We start from the raw sequence: 17,623 nt of genomic DNA on the forward strand, positions 1-17,623 counted from the left end.
GTTCAGTCTTCAAGTCCTTGATATGCATAAAGGCTTGAAGGCTGTTTTTTTATTATCGCATATTCAGGCTTGTTAGGCTTTTGAGTCAGAAAAGTTACTTTGCTGCCTTCTTTAATAATGAAACAGGATAGCAGCTGGTATGTAGGATTCTTGTTCCCGGCGTTTATTGCCACCTGGCCGAATAAGAAGTTGAATTTGTAGTGAAGAAAACTTTCCTTATCGTTAAATGTGAGTGAAGTATGGCTTCTAAGAGGAATTCTATGATAGGATTTATTACTCTGCAGCTGAATAAGCTGAAGTGCATCAAAGAAGCTTGGCTGATGATTGGTGTTTAATCTTTTATTTGCTGTTTGAAAATACAGGTATCCGGTTTTATCTCCTTTATCCACTAAATTGCACCTCCTCTTTATTATTTTCAAAAAGTATATTCGACACATTCTGTGAAAATCCTCCCTGGTTCTTAATGGCCATATGTAATATTTGTTTTCACAAACAGAGTTAGAAATAACCCGGCACAGGAGTACCGGGTTTCAAATTTAGGGGAAGTGCTGGGGATAGGATTGATTCTCTATAGGGAAGGAAAATATGTGGACAGCTGGTTGGGGAAGCCGTCAGTTCATGAAGGTTAATCTTCCGGATTTCTCCCGGGGACCGTTTTGCATAGCGGTTTCACGAATGAAGGATTCAAGCTGGAGAACCCGTATATTCAAGTCATCGACTCTTTGGTTCGATTTACCGAGCATCTTTATGAGGCTTTCGAGCATATATTCCAATGCCTTTTCTCTTTCAGACACTTCTTTCAAAATGGCAGTTCCTCCTTGGTCACGGTCACCGGGAATTCTTCTGTCTTCTTCCGGTCAAGAAAGCGGACCGATTCCGCTACCACCTCTGTTACATAAATGCGTTTCTTTTCCTGATTATCATAATGCCTCGTCTGAATTCTCCCGGTTATCCCAATCAAGGTGCCCTTCCGGCAATACTGGGATGTATTTTCCGCCGTTTTCTTCCATAAGGTGCATTGTACAAAATCCGCATCGATTTCACCCTTCTGATTGCGGTATTGGCGGTTTACTGCCAGCGTCACATTTGTCACCGGAATGCCTTCCTGTGTCCGTTTCAGCTCGGGATCCCTTGTCAGTCTTCCAACCAGGGTCACTTGATTAATCATAGGTTTTCATCTCCTCTCTTTGATAGCCTTATCATATCCGGAATTCATTCACTGTGTAAAAAAGACAAAAAGAGTTTTTTGCAGTGTTTTTTCGGCAAAAACACCATAAAAATTCATTTTTCAGCCTCTTTTCCGCAAAAAACAGCACCTAAAATCTTATTTTCAACATACAAAATAAGAAAATTCGACAAACCCTCAAATTCGCTTTCAGTTTGGCCTGTGTTATAATTTTTTATAAAACAACTTATTTTAGAGATGGAGGTAAGCCATGAAAACATTTAAACTTGTTTCTCTGCAATTAGTGGAAGAAAATGGCCTGATTGATATTCAACTGGATGATGGGTTGATTATCAATAAAGAAGACGAGAAGAGCACCTGGCTCCTGGAGGCATTTATTGATAAATCCTATCTTGAGTACTTCAAAAAGCGCGCTGATGACAAGGACGAGCTGACCATCCAAGTTGTTATTACGAAAAAAGAAAACGATCCAGCCGCATTCCAAACTAAAATTACCTCTATCAGTGAACTGGAAAACCATATCAGCATCCTTTTTGAAGGATCACTCAAAAGAACAAAAAATGATTATGCCGAACTGCTGCTTCAGGACCTCCTGGAAAAGGGCTTTATTGGAGACAGCCTGCTTGATGAATTCAAGGGTAAGATGCAAAGCAAGCCGCGCCTGGCTGCTGCCAAAAAGGAAAATAAAGAAACTCCCGCTCAATCATGAACTGTGCCCCGATTTACGGACAGTTTAAAAAGCGCCTATGCGGCTAGTAAATGGCCCCGGTATTGCCCCGGGGTCATTTTATTTAAGCCCCATTGATAACGATGCTGGTTATATTCCTCAATCACTCGATCCACTTCTTTTCTAACATCTCCTAAATTATCTAATGATTTATACTCTGCTAAATCCTTAAAGTGCCCAAAGAAACTTTCCATTGGTGCGTTATCCCAACAGTTTCCCTTTCGGGACATCGATTGTATTAAGCCAAGTTCTTTTACTTTGCTTTGGAATTGGGGATGGGTATAGTGGAAACCTTGGTCAGAGTGCAGTATGGCTTCTGGATGAAAATGATCGCCAACAGCTTGTTTTAACTTTTTAAGCGTCTTATATACAATATCCATTTCTAACGAAGTGGATAGATGATAAGCGACAATTTCTTTGGTAGCTCCATCTTTTACGCAGGATAAGTATGCTTTTTGTCCCTTTCCGAAATAGAGATAAGTAATGTCAGTAAGCAGGACTTTTCCTGGTTCTTCTTGATTAAATTCTCGGTTAAGGAGGTTGGGACAAGATCGATGCTCATGGGTTGCCTTAGCCATTTTACGATAAGGATTGGCTTTCCTTACTTTTGTTACAAGATTATATTTTGCCATCAGACGCCTAATCTTTTTGTGGTTCATTACCGATGAATAATCATTCTCCATAATCATTTTGATCTGGAGGACACCTACTTTTTCTTTTTTACTTATGAATATTTCTCGAATTAACTCTATATCCAATTGATCCTTCTCGTCACGTTGTGCCCGTAATTGTGCTGCCTTCAGCCAATCATAGTAGCCACTTCGACTTACGCCTGCCAGTTCACACAGGTAGGAAACAGATTTTTTCAACTGATATGTTCTGATGGTTTTCTCAATTAAAGAAAACTTCTCAGCTGCCGTTAGAATCGTTTCTTCATCAACGCCTGCCTTTCTAGTTCTTCCAGCTTTTTTAAGAAGTCATTCTCTGCCTCAAGGAATTTAATCCTTGCCCCAGCCTTCCTTAGTTTCTCCTCAATGGAAAGTTGTTTAGAAGAAGGACGTCCAGTGCTCCCTTTACCTCGACGTTCCGTAAGGAAACCTTCCTCCCCGAACCTTTCGAATGTTTCTCTCCAACGCTTAAGACAACGTTTTGGCTGTTCCTTGCCAATCATCTCGAGATCAAAGCCTTGTTCAATAAAGATTTGCGATGGTGTTTTCCCACTTTTGTACTCCGCCACTGCTTTTATCTTAAATTCAGAACTATAGGAGATTGACCTCTCAGAAGCCCTCAAAACATTAGGATTCTTTTCAAGCTCTTTCATTTGGAATTCATTATAGATATTCTTACTCATAAAAAATCCTCCGCCTTATTCATTAAAACTATTGAAACACAAAAAACCCCAGAAAGGGGCACTTTTTTATCAGTGTCCACTATCTAGGGTATAGTTCATCATGACGGGAGTTTTTCTTTAGAAAAGGACAGGTTCACCCCTGTCCTTGCCTTTTTACTTATCTTTATTATCTTTATCCTGCATATCTTTGTTATCTTCGATTGCATCTTCGCCCGGCTCGTTGTTATCTTCCATCATGTCGCCGTCATCATCTGTGTTGATATCGTTGTCATCCGTATTTTCGTTCAGATCATTAGTCATATCGCCGTTGTCACCGTTCATACCGCCTTCATCTACGTTTCCATTATCCTCCGTAATTGTATCATCTTCCGGCGGCGGATCCTGGTTATCTGTGGCACAGCCTGCTAGAAGCATGGCAGAAAGAACAGATCCTCCGATAAGTGTTAAAAGCTTTTTATTCATCGTAAAAGCTCCTTTCATAGGGTTTTATTGTTGACCTGCTGCATTGGTCTTCCTTTATATTTCCCAAAAACCGAAACAACTTGCATATTTTTTTACAGAAAAAATCCCGTACGCTTCGTACGGGATTTGTTTTATCATTACCTTTCAATTGCAAACATAATTTCAGCTTCCATCGCCACTTCGCCCTCTACAGTCGCAACGGCTTTTCCTTTTCCGATTCCCCTGCGGACGGAGAGCAGTTCGACTTCCATGATGAGTGTATCGCCCGGCCGCACCTGGCGTTTCCAGCGGCATTTCTCCACACCGGCAAAAAAGGCAAGCTTTCCTTTATATTCATCCAATGACAGCAGGGCAACAGCACCTGTCTGTGCACAGGCTTCAAGTGTCAGGCATCCTGGAAATACATTGTAATTCGGGAAATGCCCATTGAACACTTCCTCGTTGGCACTTACATTCTTTTTGCCGACAGCTCTTTTTCCAGGCTCAAGCTCTTCAATGGAATCCACAAACAGAAATGGGTATCGGTGAGGGATTATTTCTTTAATTTCTTCAACATTCAACTTCATATGTATCGCTCCCCTGCAGTATTTAGTACCAGATACTAATAATAGCTTATATTTATTTTACTAAAAAAATGGGCGAACGCAAAGTGGAAACAAAAAAGAAGGGCATCATCGCCCTCCTCTTCATTTTCTATTCTTTTTCAACTAACTCCACAATATGCATCCATGTGGACTTTGTAAAAATATCCTTTACTTCCCCGCCGCCGATGACTCCATACCCGACCGCAGCTCCAGCCGTAACGCTCAGGAAAATTAAAAGCACGACAATAATAATCCGAAGCCAGATCGGAATGAGGCGAATGCGAACCCGCCCTTTACGCGATGATTCTTCTTTGCTGTGTTCTTTTTTCAGTTGTTCACGCGTCTTGACTGCTTCTTGATTACTGTTGTTTACTGACATTTTATTTCCCCTTTTACCTAACGTATTCCGTTGATCAGCCCCATCATTTGATCAGCCATGGAGACAGATCTTGACTGAAACTGATATGCCCGCTGCAGGTTGATCAAATCTGTCATTTCCTTAGACATATCCACATTGGATTGTTCAAGGGAACCCTGGGCCATTCCTATCTGGCCGCGGAGCGCACCATTCAGCTCTGTATAGATCCCCTCGCCGTCAACTCCATCAGGAAGGCCAAGAAGATTATCCCCTTTTTGCTCCAGGAATTGAGGCTTGTTAATCAGAACCACTCCAAGATTGAATTCCTGGATGGAACCATTGGCTGCTTCTGCCAAAAAGCTCCCTGTTTCGGTCACTTTAAAATTTTTAGCTTGTCCATTTATTATAATCGAATTATTATTTTCATCAAGAACAGGAAGTCCGTCACCTGTTACAAGCATGGTCTCATTATCTGAAACCGGTGTTAAATAAAAGGCGCCTGATCTGGTAAAACGCACAGCTGCTCCCTCTTCGGTCTGCTCGAGCACACGAAAATACTGCCCTTCTTTTGTGAAGGCTAGATCAAGCGGCCGTTCGGTTGCCTTTAAGGCACCCTGCTTCATGACAATTTGGGATTGCGCGAGCTTTGCCCCTACACCTTGCCTGATGCCTGCAGGTGTTAGTCTTGCGGTCTCCGCATTCGGATTCCGCTGATTATTGAACTGTTGAAAAAGCAAATCGGTAAAATTGGCTTCTCTTCTTTTATAGCCCGCTGTATCAATGTTGGCCACATTATGACTGACAATATCCATCTGCTTCTGCAGCTGTGCCAGAGTATTCGTTGCTGTGATCATGGTTCTATTCATTGTTCTTCCCCCTTAGCGGGTCTGCCGCAGGACATTACCCGATCCGCCCGATTTCATTTGCGGCTTTCTCCATACTGCGGTCATAAGCCTGCAGGACCTTTTGGTTTGCTTCAAAAGAGCGATAGGCGGTCATTATATCTGTCATCGACCGGGAAGCATCTACATTGGAACGCTCCAAATAGCCCTGCTGCAGCTTGAATTGGACATTCTGTGCATTATAGGCATTCTCAAGGACGCTTTCTTCTGTCACTGCAAACAGTCCGTCACCCTCTTTACGCAGGCTTTCAGGGTTTTGTGCATACATAATGCCCAGTCTCGCTGTTTCACCCGCTTCACCCGTTATCACACCATCTTCACTCACTTTAAAGCGGTCACTGGAGAGCTGAATCCGTTCACCCGCATCATCCAGAATATATAATCCGCTCGCTGTCGTTAAATAACCTTCTCCATCAAGGGTAAAATTTCCATTCCTTGTATAGCGCTGCTCGCCATCAATACCTGCTGCTGTATAAAAGACAGACCCACTTAAGCCAGTATCCGGATTAACGGGAAGATTAAGATCAAGCAAGGCCAGGTCCGTATTCAGGCCTGTTTCCTTCATATCTCCCTGCATGAAGGATGGCAGTGTCTCCTGCATATAGACCCCTGAATTCAGGCTGCCCACTTCCTGATTAACAGGAAGATTAAGGCCTTTCTCGGTCGGAACTGTCTTCTGGCCAATTCGCTGCAAAAGCATCTCAGGAAAAGCCCTTAAGCTTGTCTGATCTGCTTTAAAACCTGGTGTATTGGCATTCGACATATTATTCGTCAGCACTTCTGTCCTCCGCTGCTGCGCAAGCATCCCGGAAGCAGCCGTGTAGAAACCTCTAAACATCTTTAATCACCTCTAAATTGCAATTCCGAACATCTATTTACCTCTATTATAAGAAACTTTCCGACAATAAACATTAAAAATTTTGAAGAATTGAGTCAGATTTTGAAAAAAGCTGTACCTTTTTTTAATCGGCTGGAATAGGAGAAAGTTTACTAAAGATATTCACTTATTGATATCGGTCAGATTTCATTTTTACCGGTCACATTTTTTATTTATCGGCCAATTTAGAATTTTACCGGTGGTTTTCTAAATTTATTGGTCACTTCGCGCAAAAACAGCACTTGAGCTGTTCCCAAAAGAAAAACCCGCCAAAAAGACGGGTCCACAATTATACAAGCTTCTTCTTTGGAAGCTTATCAATATTATCAAGCATGATACCTGTTCCAACGGCTACGCAATCCATCGGGTTTTCTGCAATTAAAACAGGGACTTTCAGCTCTTCAGCCAGAAGCTGGTCGATTCCGTGAAGAAGGGCCCCGCCGCCTGTTAAAATAACCCCGCGGTCGATGATATCTGCAGACAGTTCAGGCGGTGTGCGTTCAAGCACGCTTTTGGCAGCCTGTACGATGACATCAACAGATTCTGCCAGAGCACCCTGAACTTCTTCAGAGCGTACGGTAATCGTTCTCGGCAGACCTGAAACCATGTCACGGCCCCGGATTTCCATTTCCTCGCTTTTGCCGCCAGGAAATACGGTCCCGATTGTTACTTTAATATTTTCGGCAGTTCTTTCGCCGATTAGAAGCTTGTATTCTTTTTTGATATATTGAAGAATTTCGTTGTCAAATTTATCTCCGGCCATCTTAATAGAAGAAGACGTAACAATGTCTCCCATTGATAAAACCGCTACATCTGTTGTACCGCCGCCGATATCGACAACCATGTTTCCGCTCGGCTGGAAGATATCCATGCCTGCTCCGATTGCCGCAACTTTTGGTTCTTCTTCAAGATATATCTTTTTGCCGCCGCTTTTTTCAGCAGCTTCCCTAATCGCCTTCTGCTCAACACCTGTAACATTTGTCGGGCAGCAGATTAAAATGCGCGGCTTTGATAAGAAGCCTTTAACATTCAGTTTATTGATAAAGTGCTTCAGCATCGCTTCTGTCACATCAAAGTCGGCAATAACACCGTCTTTTAGCGGGCGGATTGCCACAATGTTCCCTGGTGTGCGTCCGACCATGCGGCGCGCCTCTTCCCCGACGGCCAGTACTTTGTTTGTATTTTTATCAATTGCCACTACAGATGGTTCATTCAGCACAATTCCGCGTCCTTTAACGTGGATTAGCACGTTGGCAGTTCCTAAATCAATCCCAATATCCCTAGCAAACATTTCTCTTTTTCCTCCTTGCAAAATGGCCAGCTTCTGTCCGCACCTTTGAAGGCTCTCTCTATTTAGGCATTCTTAAAGCGAACTTCGCTTATAAATTTTTAGTTAGATGTTCAAGTCATTATTCGCAACTGCAGTTTAAGCCACGCAAAAAAATCAGTTCTTTTTAAAAAGAAATGATTTTGCCCGGCGTTCTCATTAGGAGTCCTAGTCTTTACGAACCAAGTTCTATCCTAATTTTATATTTTAACACATTCCTTGTGAAAGCAGTAACATTTTGACAGATTTTGTGAGACTTTTTGAGGGTTTTTGTCGAAATGGGGAAATAGATGCAGGCGACTTAGGAAGGGGCTTAAATCCATATAGCAAAGCCTTGGTTCAGGCCATGGAAACAGCTTATGATCTTTTAGCCCCCGGAGCCGCATGAAGGTTCACCATGTACAGCAAAACAAAAATTGCCATGATACTGCTAAAAACGGCAGTCTTTAGCCTTTGACGCCTTTATCAGCGCCTTTTGAATCTTTTCATTTAACTGGCTCTTCTTCCATTTCCTCTTTTTTGTATTTCATTTTTGTGGCTTCGCCGCCGCGCAGATGGCGGATCGATTTATGATAATCCAGGATTTCCTTTACTTCGTTTGCCAGTTCAGGATTGATTTCAGGTAGTCTTTCCGTCAAGTCTTTATGGACTGTACTTTTGGATACGCCAAACTCCTTCGCGATTACGCGAACCGTTTTTTTCGTCTCCACGATATACTTTCCAATCTTGATAGTTCTCTCTTTGATGTAATCGTGCACACCACTCGCCCTCCCCGATTTGGATGTGAGAAGTGTGAAATGAGACTCGCTTTCTGTCTGGTTTTTAACTGTATTCCGCATGGATTCATGATTAAATGAGCTTAATCGTGCATGCGCCTGAAAGGCTTGCTTTCAGCTTGCGATAATTAAACATGTCCTCAACATATTCATTAGTTTTAGTAAAACGATCCCTCACCTCATACATTCTCTTTGTAAGGTTTGTAACAGTTTATTAGCTTGGTTGAGGTAATATGCACGAAAAACTCAATAGGGACAAGGTTTTGTGTAAATTTTTTGAAAATAGGACATCTGGAGGCCAAAAATCAGAATGTTTCCAAAAAATCCTTTGGGGTATTTGAAAAATAAGCAGCCTAAAGACCAGTGAAGACTTTCCTAATTTTAATTGATTCATTAATAAAATCCAGTACTTTTCCCGCATATCCATCATAACCCTTCATTGCCGGATCATTCATTTCTATAGACATAAACAATTTCTTTTGAATCAGATAAATGCATAAATATAGGAATTGCAGAGCGGATTGAACTATATACATCATCGGAAACAAGGGTAAAGAGCCAGGAACTCCTCCCTATTGTGAACCGGATATTTTTACCGTACTATTTTTCTCGGAAAACAATTCATTTAATTGGTTATAAAGACATTATATTCCAACGGATAGGATGAACATAGTATGCAAACACGCAAAGAAAGAATTCTAAACGATAAAAAAAAGAAGATAAAAGCAAGAGGAATGGCAGCAGCCAGCACTGTATTCGCTGCAGTAATCGCATCAGCCGGTTTCAGCGTTTCATCAAAAGAAGCTCAGGCATTGACAGGCACCTACAAAGTGAAGCACGGAGATACTTTATATAAAATCTCCAGGGAACATGATATGACTGTTAAAGAATTGAAAGCGGTTAACCATCTGAAGTCTGACACGATTCATCCAGGGCAAACACTGGAGGTTCGGACTGAGCGTCATACAGAAGAACCGTTCAATAATGAGACAGCTGTTTATACCGTGGTGCCGGGCGATACACTATGGGGAATCGCAAAGCGCTACCGCATGAATGTCAATGAACTAAAAAGATTAAACAAGTTAAAAAGTGATATGGTACTCATTAATCAGAAATTGACCATCAAAGGGGATATTTCCAAAATAAAAGCAGTCATCACTGGTGCGGCAGACAATTTTACGGTGGAATTTAAAAATGGGGATGATTATTTCACACTGAAGGTACCTTATGGAACAGCACAAACCTATCAAAAAATGTCAGGAAAAGAAGTCCTGGTGGTTTATAAGGACGGTTCACTGATCGATATACAGTAAAGGCATGGAAAGCCGCATTCTGCCGGCTTTCCGCTGGTTTAACCACATCACTCATCCACTCACCAACATTCCAACCACTGTCATTAAAATAGGGATTTCATTTGACTGTCGGTTGCTTTAATCAATTCCCCCCAGGTTTTATGGCCCCTCTGCTGAAACTGAAAGAGCAATTCAACATATAGGTATGCGGTAGTTAAAGCATCCCCTACTGCACTATGGCGGTCATATATGCGGGTGCCGAATGCCATGGCATATCTCTCAAGGTCGCGCATATCATAGGACGGGGCGATAAAGCCAATCAAATCCAGCGTGTCAATAGTAAGGAAATTTTTCAAAGCAAGCTTTTCGCGCTTAAATTCACTTTTGATAGCAAGTGCATCAAAGCCTACATAATGGCCAACCAGGCATACAGCTTCCCTTGATTCAACATAATCAAAAAAGCTTAGAATGGCTTCCAATGCCTGCGGGGCATCTTTAATCAGCTCATCGGAAATAGAGGTTAATTCTTTTATTTCCCGAGAAATTTGTCGTTTTGGGTTAACATATGTCTGAAAAAGGTCCTTTTCCTGCACTTGAAATCCTTTTACAGGGACGGCACCAATCTCAATGATCCGGTCTGCTGCAGATACTTGAAATCCTGTTGTTTCAGTATCAAATACAATAAAACTCAGATCTTCAAGCGGCGTGGATAACGGAATATTCTCATACGTTAAGGAACATGTCACATTTTTTCTGAGAAAAAACATACCAGCCTCCTTTTAGATCTATAGAGAGAATCTTGCGATTGCCTGGCTCTGCAGCTCCCTTAATGTCTTTAAGCTTAGAATCAATTCTTCTTTTTCACGGGTAGACATTCTTGTAAATGATATAACGGAAGAGAAAGAGGCACCGGCTTTCTCCTGCTGCCATCGCTGGGTGACATACAATGTCATAATTGTGCTTACCGCTTCCTTCAAATCGGATGCAAACTCCTTTGAGAACACCTGCTTCTCCTGCAGGAAATCTATTTTTTCCATTGGTGTGCCTGATAGTTTTCCATGTATAAGTGACAGGATCTGCAGACTATGATGATAGGGAAATAGAATATCTTTTTTCATATCGATGTTCTTTCGATGCAGCTTGAATAGGGATCGGATCGGCTGATCCAGGGCGGGTATGGCATGTTCCTTTTCCAGCTGTGCCAGCCGGTATAAAAAAATTCTGGACCGCTTAACCTGTTCAGCGGCCAGCGCTTCAAATTCCGCATGCAGCCCTTCACTCCCCGCAATTAGCCGATAGGAGAAGAAGTTTTGCGCTAATAATAAATGGTCATTTGTTGAATGGAGCATCCATGTTCGCAGCCTCTCTTCCCATACTGTCAATGAGCCGCGCCATTTCTGTTCACTGCACATCATGAGCCCTTTGCAGCGTGCATAGCCAGCTGCTTCCATATTAGAGGTGATTCTTTTTCCCAGCTCTTCAAAAAATGCCGTGGCTTCTTCTGAATGACTCTCATAAACGAGGAAATGATCCTGGTCTGTGAGCATGAACTGTTCTCCACGGCCGCTTGAGCCCATTTGATAGAAAACAAATTCGCATGGCTGCTGTAAACCTTTTTCTCTCAGTTCAGAAATAGATAGAGCTATAATCCTTGCTGCCAGACGATCGTATAGCTTTGTAATGATTTCAAGTATTTTTAATATGGGAACACGATCACTTATTAAAGAATCAATAATGTCATAGATGCCCGTTTTGATTCGCGGAAGATTGTCCCGGTCGGCTTTTTCAATTTGTCGAACAGTCTTCATCACATTCTCGTTTTTCTTTCTCATCAAATCTGATAGCGTCACAATCCCTACCACCTTAGAATCTTCCTTGACAGGCAGGTGTTTGACGCCCTTAAACAGAATCAGTGAAAGGGCCTCATAATAATACGCAAACCTTGATATCGTGACTGGATTTTCTGTCATAATGGTTCTTGCCTGAGCAGATAAATCAGCACCTGCAGCAGCTACCCGTTCCACTATGTCTCTTTCCGTAATAATCCCTAACAAGCAGTCATTCTCTGCAACGAGGATCGAACTTATTTTCCTATTATGCATTAATTTAGCGGCCTCCTGAATGGATGCGCCCGGACTGACTGCAGCCGCCTCAGTACTCATGACATCCTGAACCCGGATTATGAATGGGTCATTTTCTCCATGATCTGTCGCGAGTTTTACCTGTTCTGCAAGAGAAGCGTAAACATCTTTCAATCTGATGACTACCTGTGTCAGCAAGTAATCATGAACAGCAGGGTCATCCCATCTTTTTCTCACCACTTCAAACGGAATGAACATCGCCCTTACCTCGCTGGAGGCTTTGACTTCGACCATTGACTCTGTATCGATCTTTTTGGAAACCCCCAGGAAATCGGCGAGGCTGGAAAAACCAATCATTTCCCCTGCCTGGACTACTTCAAGCACTTCTTCCCGTCCATTATGTTCATTTTTTACCAATACCTCTGAAAGACCTTCTAAAAGGAGCAGAAGGCCTTCACGCGGTTTATCTTTTTTCAGGATAATTTCATTTTTCCCATAGCGGCGGACTTCACACAAAGATAGAAGTGAAAGGGCTGTGTCAAATTCCACCCCTTGAAAAAAGGGGTGAAACCGCACAGCCTCCAAATGGTATAGGTTATACAGATTTTGATCCATCATCGTTCATCCATACTTCACCATCTTTGTAGACCATTTGCTCCGGATAGCGAAGATCCATAACCTCCTCCTGAATTTTTTGTGAAGGGGCAGCTGTCATGAGAGAAACAATGATATTAGCTGCAAATGCTGCAGCGGCACCAAACACACCAGCACCTGTATCAATGATACCCAGGATGGTGAAGCCGCCATATTTAGCTGCAAAGATGTAAGCCAAAGTTACACCTAATCCGACCAGCAAGCCGGCAATAACCCCCTGTGAGTTTGAACGCTTCCACCAGACCCCCAGAACAAGCGCAGGGAAGAATGTTCCGGTCGCGAGTGCGAATGCCCAGGCAACAATTTGCGTAATCGCTCCTGGAGGGTTAAGTGCGATTAGTCCTGCTAAAAGAGTGGCGATTACAATGGACCAGCGAGCAACAGAAAGACGTGTCTTTTCAGTTGAATTCGGTTTTAGCACCCGGTAAAAAATATCGTGGGCAAAGGCAGAAGATATCGCAATCATCAAACCGCCGGCTGTTGATAATGCAGCAGCCATTGCCCCAGCCGCCACAAGACCGATGACAAACATGCCAAGATTGGCAATTTCAGGTGTCGCCATAACGACTATATCGTTCGAGATAATGAGTTCATTCCATTGCAGTACCCCATCGCCATTACCATCAGCTACTTGCAGCTTGCCTGTATCAACCCATGTCTTCGTCCAGGCAGGCAGTTCTGTAATTTTGCTGCCGGCAACCTGTGTCATTAAAATGAAACGGGAGAATGCAGAGTATGCAGGTGCAGATAGATAAAGCAAGCCGATGAACAGCAATGCCCATGCCCCAGACCAGCGGGCGGCCTTCATCGTTGATACCGTATAGAAACGGACAATTACGTGCGGAAGACCGGCTGTACCAGCCATCAGTGTAAACATAAGAGCCAGGAACTGCCACTTTGTTCCATTTGTAAATGGTGCAAAATATTCAGAGATTCCAAGCTCCCGGTCGAGTTCACCCATTTTACCGACAAGCTCCCCATAAGAAAGCCATGGGGCCGGGTTTCCTGTAATTTGAAGGGACATGAAAACGACTGGAATGATATATGCGATAATCAAAATGACATACTGAGCAACCTGCGTCCAAGTAATCCCCTTCATGCCGCCGAATGCAGCATAAAAGGCAATAAGAACGACACCGATCATGGTTCCAAGCTTCGCATCAATTTCAAACAGGCGGCCAATAACCACTCCTGAACCGGAAAGCTGGCCAATCGAATAAGTGAAGCTGATAATGATCGTACAAAGGGCTGCAATCACACGGGCTGTGTGGCTGTCAAACCGGTCACCGATGAATTCAGGAACCGTGTAGCGGCCGTATTTCCTCAGCTGTGGTGCCAAAAGGAAGGTTAAGAGCAGATATCCGCCCGTCCAGCCCATAATATAGGCAAGACCGTCATAGCCCAGGAGCATGATCGTTCCCGCCATCCCGATAAAGGAAGCGGCACTCATCCAGTCGGCGCCTATCGCCATTCCATTAAAGACTGGCGGCACCCCGCGGCCGGCAACATAGAACTCCGATGTTTCTTTTGCCTTATTATAAATGGCTATTCCAATATATAAAGCAAATGTAGCTAAAATAATGGATAATGAGACCAAAAATTGTGTATCCAAAGACATCCCCCTTTATTCCGTAAAAAATTTATATGACGCCCCTTTTTTCTCTATTTATAGCGGCGGCTTGAACATCCGCTCATTTTTCATTAATTAATGATCAAGAACTTTCCCTGAGCTGATCTGTTCATTTTTGTTTTCATCAATTCCATATTTCCGGTCAATGGCATCCCCCATTTTGGCATTAACGAACAGCAGAATGATAAAGGTCAGGACCGCGCCCTGTGCGCCCATGAAGTAATGGAATGGAAATCCGTTAATCGAAATATCGCTTAATGGTTCTGCAAAAAAGACCACGCCAAAAGAGGCAAGAAATCCAATAGCAAAATAAATGATCATGTTCCGAGTCTTTTCGCGGAAATAACTGTCTGCTACTTTTTTATCAATTTTTTTCAAAACTCCACCCCCGGTAAAAATAATAAATTCGCACTCTTGATTCTGATTAACAGAATTTATTGTCAGGAATCACTCCTTTATCGGTTATCTGCAGCTGAATCGCCGCTATTTCACCGGATCCGTTATCCGGACCCGGACAAAACCATTACCTTAAACTGAAAATAAATTTGACTGTATCCATGAAAGGTGCGGGAACAAGTATGATTTGAACGAGGAAGTAAGCAAAGATTGATAGAAATGGAACTGCCAGGAAGATTGGTCTTTTCTTTCTTAAAGCTAGAAAAAGGCAGATACCTGTAATAATCATCATAGACATTAACGTAAGCAATTTGGTTCCCTCCTTTTTAGAAAGCGCTGTCATTTTTTGCCGCTTTCTGCTTTAAGTTTTAAAATAGTCATCTGAGTTATTTTCTGACTTCATTTAATTTTAAGAAAATTCATACTTCATTATGTACAAAAATCATTTCCAGGTCAAGTACATGCTGGAAATATATTAAATTTTTTTAAAAGAACCAACTGCTCCCATTGATACTTAAGGGTTTTTGTCCGCAAGTATGGATGGCGGAGGCTTTAGGGCATTAGAGGAAAACACTATAGTGATAATAAAAACTTCGAAAAAAAAGAGCCTGTCCGGCTCTTTAATCCAATTCTTTGATGATAAGAGTAATTGCCTCCAGCAAATCTGAATCAGACCAGCTTGCCATGCCTTTTTTGCTGGCAGCTGCCAGCTCGCGGGAAGCAGGAATATGCACAAAACCCGCCGGTACTTCAGTGTTTGCGGATTTTAGCAGATGAAGCACAGAGTACATAACGTTATTGCATAAATAAGTCCCCGCTGAGTTCGAGATGGCAGAAGGATATCCCGCTTCTTTAAGCCTATTAACCATCCGGCGGATTGGAAGCGTTGAAAAATAGCCATCGGGACCATTTTCCTCTATCAGTTTGTCTTCAGGGGCGACTCCGCTATTATCCGGCTCCCCGTCCTGGCAATTGATCGCGATTCTTTCAGGTGTGATGGCTGTACGGCCAGCTGCCAGTCCAAGAGAAATCACTGCATCCGGTTTTTTCGCCATTACTTCCTCTGCTATTTCCTTAGGGGCGAGATTAAAATCCACCGGCAAAAGGTGCCCCATAATTTCATAGTCTCCAACAGCTTTGCCATCCAATGCATGTACAATCTTTTCCGTCGGATTGATTGGAAAATCAAGAAAGGGTTCAAATCCGGTTAATAGAAGCTTCTTCATATTTCTCCCCCTGTATAACTCTTCGTTTTCCGAAATATTATACAGGACAATGGCAGAATTGTCTAAAAAATGTTGATTCGACAAAAATCGGGTGGTACCTGTCAAAAGAAAAGCGGAAGCGCCTTGCCCACCCCCTACAAATCGAGGGGGCAGGCTCCTTGCACTAGACAGTTATCAAACTTCAGGATTCATACATTCTGTCAAAAAAAGAGCCCGCCATTTCGGCAGACTCCCTATCATTATGCGTCAGTTGATTCAGTTGCAGTGTCTTCCTCAACTTGGTCGTCAGTTTGACCTTCGTCTTCAGAAGTTCCAGCTGGATCTTCTTCTGTATCAGCAGACTCGTCTTCTTCCGTATTTCCGGCATTTTCATCCGCAGGTTCTTCAGCAGAACCTTCGTCTTCCGTTTTGCCAGACTCTTCAGCTGACTTGTCCTCAGAAGGAGCAGCTTCGTCGTTTCCTTCAGTTGCACCGCTGTTTTCTTCAGCATTAGCTTTGTCAGTTGTGTCTAACTCCTGTAAAGAGCTAAGCGGCTTATTGAAGTAATCAAGCGGATTGACCGGCATTCCGTCTTTACGGATTTCAAAGTGTACATGTACGCCTGCTTCTTCATTAAACAAGCTTTCGCCTGCCTTCGCAAGGGCATCACCTTGTTCTACCTGGTCGCCAACCTTAACATTCATCTCTGTAACAGATTGATATTGTGTTACAATTCCTTTGTCATGCTCCACTTCAATGACATTGCCCAAAAGTGAATCTTCTTCTACCTTAGTTACTTTTCCGCTTAATGCAGCAAGGACATCAAAAGTTTCTCCATCCTTTGTAGCGATATCAATACCTGTGTTCGGATGGTATGTGTTATTGTAAAATACTAGAGCAGCTTCCTGTTCTTCAGCCTTGCCGTCATAGTCATAGAATTGTTTTTGAATGACAGCTGAGTCTGGATCTTTGACAGGCATTACGAAGTTTTCCATTGCGCGGTTAACTTCCAATGCTGGCTCGTCGTACTTTTTGCCGGTAATATCAGTGGCTTCGTAATCGTAGCTGTCAGTGTCTGTAGCGTTGTCGCTTGTTTGATACCAAAGAACACCGGTTAGAATGATTGCTGCACTTGCAATGTAGATAGCTGGGAATGCCCACCGCTTCTTCATAAAGCGTTTAAAGCTGGAATCTTGAGAAGATCGTTTCTTTTCTTCCTCTCTCATTTATCATCACCTCAGCAATCAGTCTGAACAGATTGAGAGGATTATATACATTTCTCAAAAAAAATTTTTTGGGCTTATTTTTCGACAAAGGTTTTCGGATTATGCATGATTTGGGAAAAAAATTTATAAGGAGTTACTTATAGATGGTTAAGTGGATAATACGGGTGCTGCCTTTCCTTTATATGGCGCTTATTTGGGTCCTGTCCAGCATGCCGGCAGATGCAGTGGTGGAGCTGCCGGATCTGGCGGTGGACCGTTTTTTAAAAGAATCTATGCATCTGATTGAGTTTGGTATTTTGTATGTTCTTCTGGTTTTGGCTGCTTTAACAGTATTTAAGCTAACCCCGGGAGTAAATATTTTATTGGCCGTATTGGCTTGCTTTTACGGGATTCTCGATGAAATTCATCAATCGTTTGTACCTTATCGGTCTGCTACTGTGATTGACGCTGTCAAGGATATTACCGGTGTGCTGGTGTGCTGGTATTTGATCAGCCGGGCTCTTTTTTATGGGAAGTTTAAAAAGCTTGCTAATTTTCTTGGTTTTTTTAATAAAGCAAATTGAAAGAGCTGATTCAATGAATCAGCTCT

At 42.6% G+C, this 17,623-nt stretch carries 21 protein-coding genes; 3 read left to right on the plus strand and 18 right to left on the minus strand.

Features of this window, described 5'->3' with window-relative positions; all coding sequences use genetic code 11:
• Positions 1-2: 2 nt before the first annotated feature.
• From AC0VZ9_RS25480 to ssb, 3 genes are all read right to left on the minus strand, one after another.
• Entirely contained in the window at positions 3-389 is a 387-nt protein-coding gene (locus AC0VZ9_RS25480; RefSeq protein WP_009332163.1) for a hypothetical protein, read from the minus strand.
• Between the two features lie 222 nt (positions 390-611).
• Entirely contained in the window at positions 612-794 is a 183-nt protein-coding gene (locus AC0VZ9_RS25485; RefSeq protein WP_226280796.1) for a hypothetical protein, read from the minus strand.
• A gap of 5 nt (positions 795-799) precedes the next feature.
• Positions 800-1,168, minus strand: a complete 369-nt coding sequence (gene ssb, locus AC0VZ9_RS25490) for a single-stranded DNA-binding protein (protein WP_009332165.1) — start codon at positions 1,166-1,168, stop codon at positions 800-802.
• A gap of 268 nt (positions 1,169-1,436) precedes the next feature.
• Between ssb and AC0VZ9_RS25495 the strand changes: the two genes are divergently transcribed.
• Positions 1,437-1,895, plus strand: a complete 459-nt coding sequence (locus AC0VZ9_RS25495) for a YwpF-like family protein (protein WP_009332166.1) — start codon at positions 1,437-1,439, stop codon at positions 1,893-1,895.
• Between the two features lie 35 nt (positions 1,896-1,930).
• Here AC0VZ9_RS25495 and AC0VZ9_RS25500 read toward each other — a convergent pair.
• The 8 genes from AC0VZ9_RS25500 to spoIIID form a co-directional block, all read right to left on the minus strand.
• Positions 1,931-3,264 (minus strand): IS3 family transposase gene (locus tag AC0VZ9_RS25500; RefSeq protein WP_475396912.1). Its coding sequence is split into 2 segments (ribosomal slippage): positions 1,931-2,892 and positions 2,892-3,264, totalling 1,335 coding nucleotides; the frame shifts between segments, so codons are not numbered across the junction.
• 153 nt (positions 3,265-3,417) lie between these two features.
• Positions 3,418-3,726 (minus strand): hypothetical protein, encoded by a 309-nt coding sequence (locus AC0VZ9_RS25505; protein ID WP_251174290.1) that lies wholly within the window; start codon positions 3,724-3,726, stop codon positions 3,418-3,420.
• 137 nt (positions 3,727-3,863) lie between these two features.
• On the minus strand, positions 3,864-4,292 hold the full coding sequence (gene fabZ / locus AC0VZ9_RS25510) for a 3-hydroxyacyl-ACP dehydratase FabZ (protein ID WP_009332168.1): 429 nt from the start codon (positions 4,290-4,292) through the stop codon (positions 3,864-3,866).
• 127 nt (positions 4,293-4,419) lie between these two features.
• Complete coding sequence (locus AC0VZ9_RS25515) at positions 4,420-4,689, minus strand: DNA-directed RNA polymerase subunit beta (protein WP_475396913.1); 270 nt, start codon at positions 4,687-4,689, stop codon at positions 4,420-4,422.
• A gap of 17 nt (positions 4,690-4,706) precedes the next feature.
• Positions 4,707-5,534, minus strand: coding sequence for a flagellar hook-basal body protein (locus tag AC0VZ9_RS25520; RefSeq protein WP_217035385.1), 828 nt, complete (start codon positions 5,532-5,534; stop codon positions 4,707-4,709).
• A gap of 34 nt (positions 5,535-5,568) precedes the next feature.
• Positions 5,569-6,408, minus strand: coding sequence for a flagellar hook-basal body protein (locus AC0VZ9_RS25525; RefSeq protein ID WP_475396914.1), 840 nt, complete (start codon positions 6,406-6,408; stop codon positions 5,569-5,571).
• A 328-nt stretch (positions 6,409-6,736) separates the two neighbouring features.
• Positions 6,737-7,738: a rod shape-determining protein gene (mreB, locus tag AC0VZ9_RS25530; protein WP_009332172.1), complete on the minus strand. Its 1,002-nt coding sequence runs from the start codon at positions 7,736-7,738 to the stop codon at positions 6,737-6,739.
• A gap of 521 nt (positions 7,739-8,259) precedes the next feature.
• Positions 8,260-8,532, minus strand: coding sequence for a sporulation transcriptional regulator SpoIIID (gene spoIIID / locus AC0VZ9_RS25535; protein ID WP_009332173.1), 273 nt, complete (start codon positions 8,530-8,532; stop codon positions 8,260-8,262).
• A gap of 692 nt (positions 8,533-9,224) precedes the next feature.
• Here spoIIID and AC0VZ9_RS25540 point away from each other — a divergent pair.
• Positions 9,225-9,863, plus strand: a complete 639-nt coding sequence (locus tag AC0VZ9_RS25540; RefSeq protein ID WP_475396915.1) for a LysM peptidoglycan-binding domain-containing protein — start codon at positions 9,225-9,227, stop codon at positions 9,861-9,863.
• An 83-nt stretch (positions 9,864-9,946) separates the two neighbouring features.
• Here AC0VZ9_RS25540 and AC0VZ9_RS25545 read toward each other — a convergent pair whose 3' ends face one another.
• From AC0VZ9_RS25545 to AC0VZ9_RS25575, 7 genes are all read right to left on the minus strand, one after another.
• Positions 9,947-10,609: a 3'-5' exonuclease gene (locus AC0VZ9_RS25545; protein WP_475396916.1), complete on the minus strand. Its 663-nt coding sequence runs from the start codon at positions 10,607-10,609 to the stop codon at positions 9,947-9,949.
• Between the two features lie 18 nt (positions 10,610-10,627).
• Entirely contained in the window at positions 10,628-12,538 is a 1,911-nt protein-coding gene (locus AC0VZ9_RS25550; RefSeq protein ID WP_475397527.1) for a DUF294 nucleotidyltransferase-like domain-containing protein, read from the minus strand.
• The gene (locus AC0VZ9_RS25555; RefSeq protein WP_009332177.1) at positions 12,519-14,189 is read right to left on the minus strand and encodes a sodium:solute symporter family protein; all 1,671 of its coding nucleotides are present in this window, start codon (positions 14,187-14,189) and stop codon (positions 12,519-12,521) included. Before AC0VZ9_RS25555 ends, AC0VZ9_RS25550 begins: the two co-directional genes overlap by 20 nt.
• 93 nt (positions 14,190-14,282) lie before the next feature.
• Complete coding sequence (locus tag AC0VZ9_RS25560) at positions 14,283-14,585, minus strand: DUF4212 domain-containing protein (RefSeq protein ID WP_019380636.1); 303 nt, start codon at positions 14,583-14,585, stop codon at positions 14,283-14,285.
• A gap of 145 nt (positions 14,586-14,730) precedes the next feature.
• Positions 14,731-14,913: a hypothetical protein gene (locus AC0VZ9_RS25565; protein ID WP_009332179.1), complete on the minus strand. Its 183-nt coding sequence runs from the start codon at positions 14,911-14,913 to the stop codon at positions 14,731-14,733.
• 310 nt (positions 14,914-15,223) lie between these two features.
• On the minus strand, positions 15,224-15,829 hold the full coding sequence (locus tag AC0VZ9_RS25570) for a pyroglutamyl-peptidase I (protein WP_475396917.1): 606 nt from the start codon (positions 15,827-15,829) through the stop codon (positions 15,224-15,226).
• Positions 15,830-16,068: 239 nt separating this feature from the next.
• Complete coding sequence (locus tag AC0VZ9_RS25575) at positions 16,069-17,034, minus strand: M23 family metallopeptidase (protein ID WP_009332181.1); 966 nt, start codon at positions 17,032-17,034, stop codon at positions 16,069-16,071.
• A gap of 143 nt (positions 17,035-17,177) precedes the next feature.
• Here AC0VZ9_RS25575 and AC0VZ9_RS25580 point away from each other — a divergent pair, with 143 nt between their 5' ends.
• Positions 17,178-17,597, plus strand: a complete 420-nt coding sequence (locus tag AC0VZ9_RS25580; RefSeq protein WP_019380634.1) for a VanZ family protein — start codon at positions 17,178-17,180, stop codon at positions 17,595-17,597.
• The last annotated feature ends 26 nt before the right edge of the window (positions 17,598-17,623 follow it).

It is taken from the genome of Cytobacillus sp. QJM3NY_8 (genome assembly GCF_056173585.1).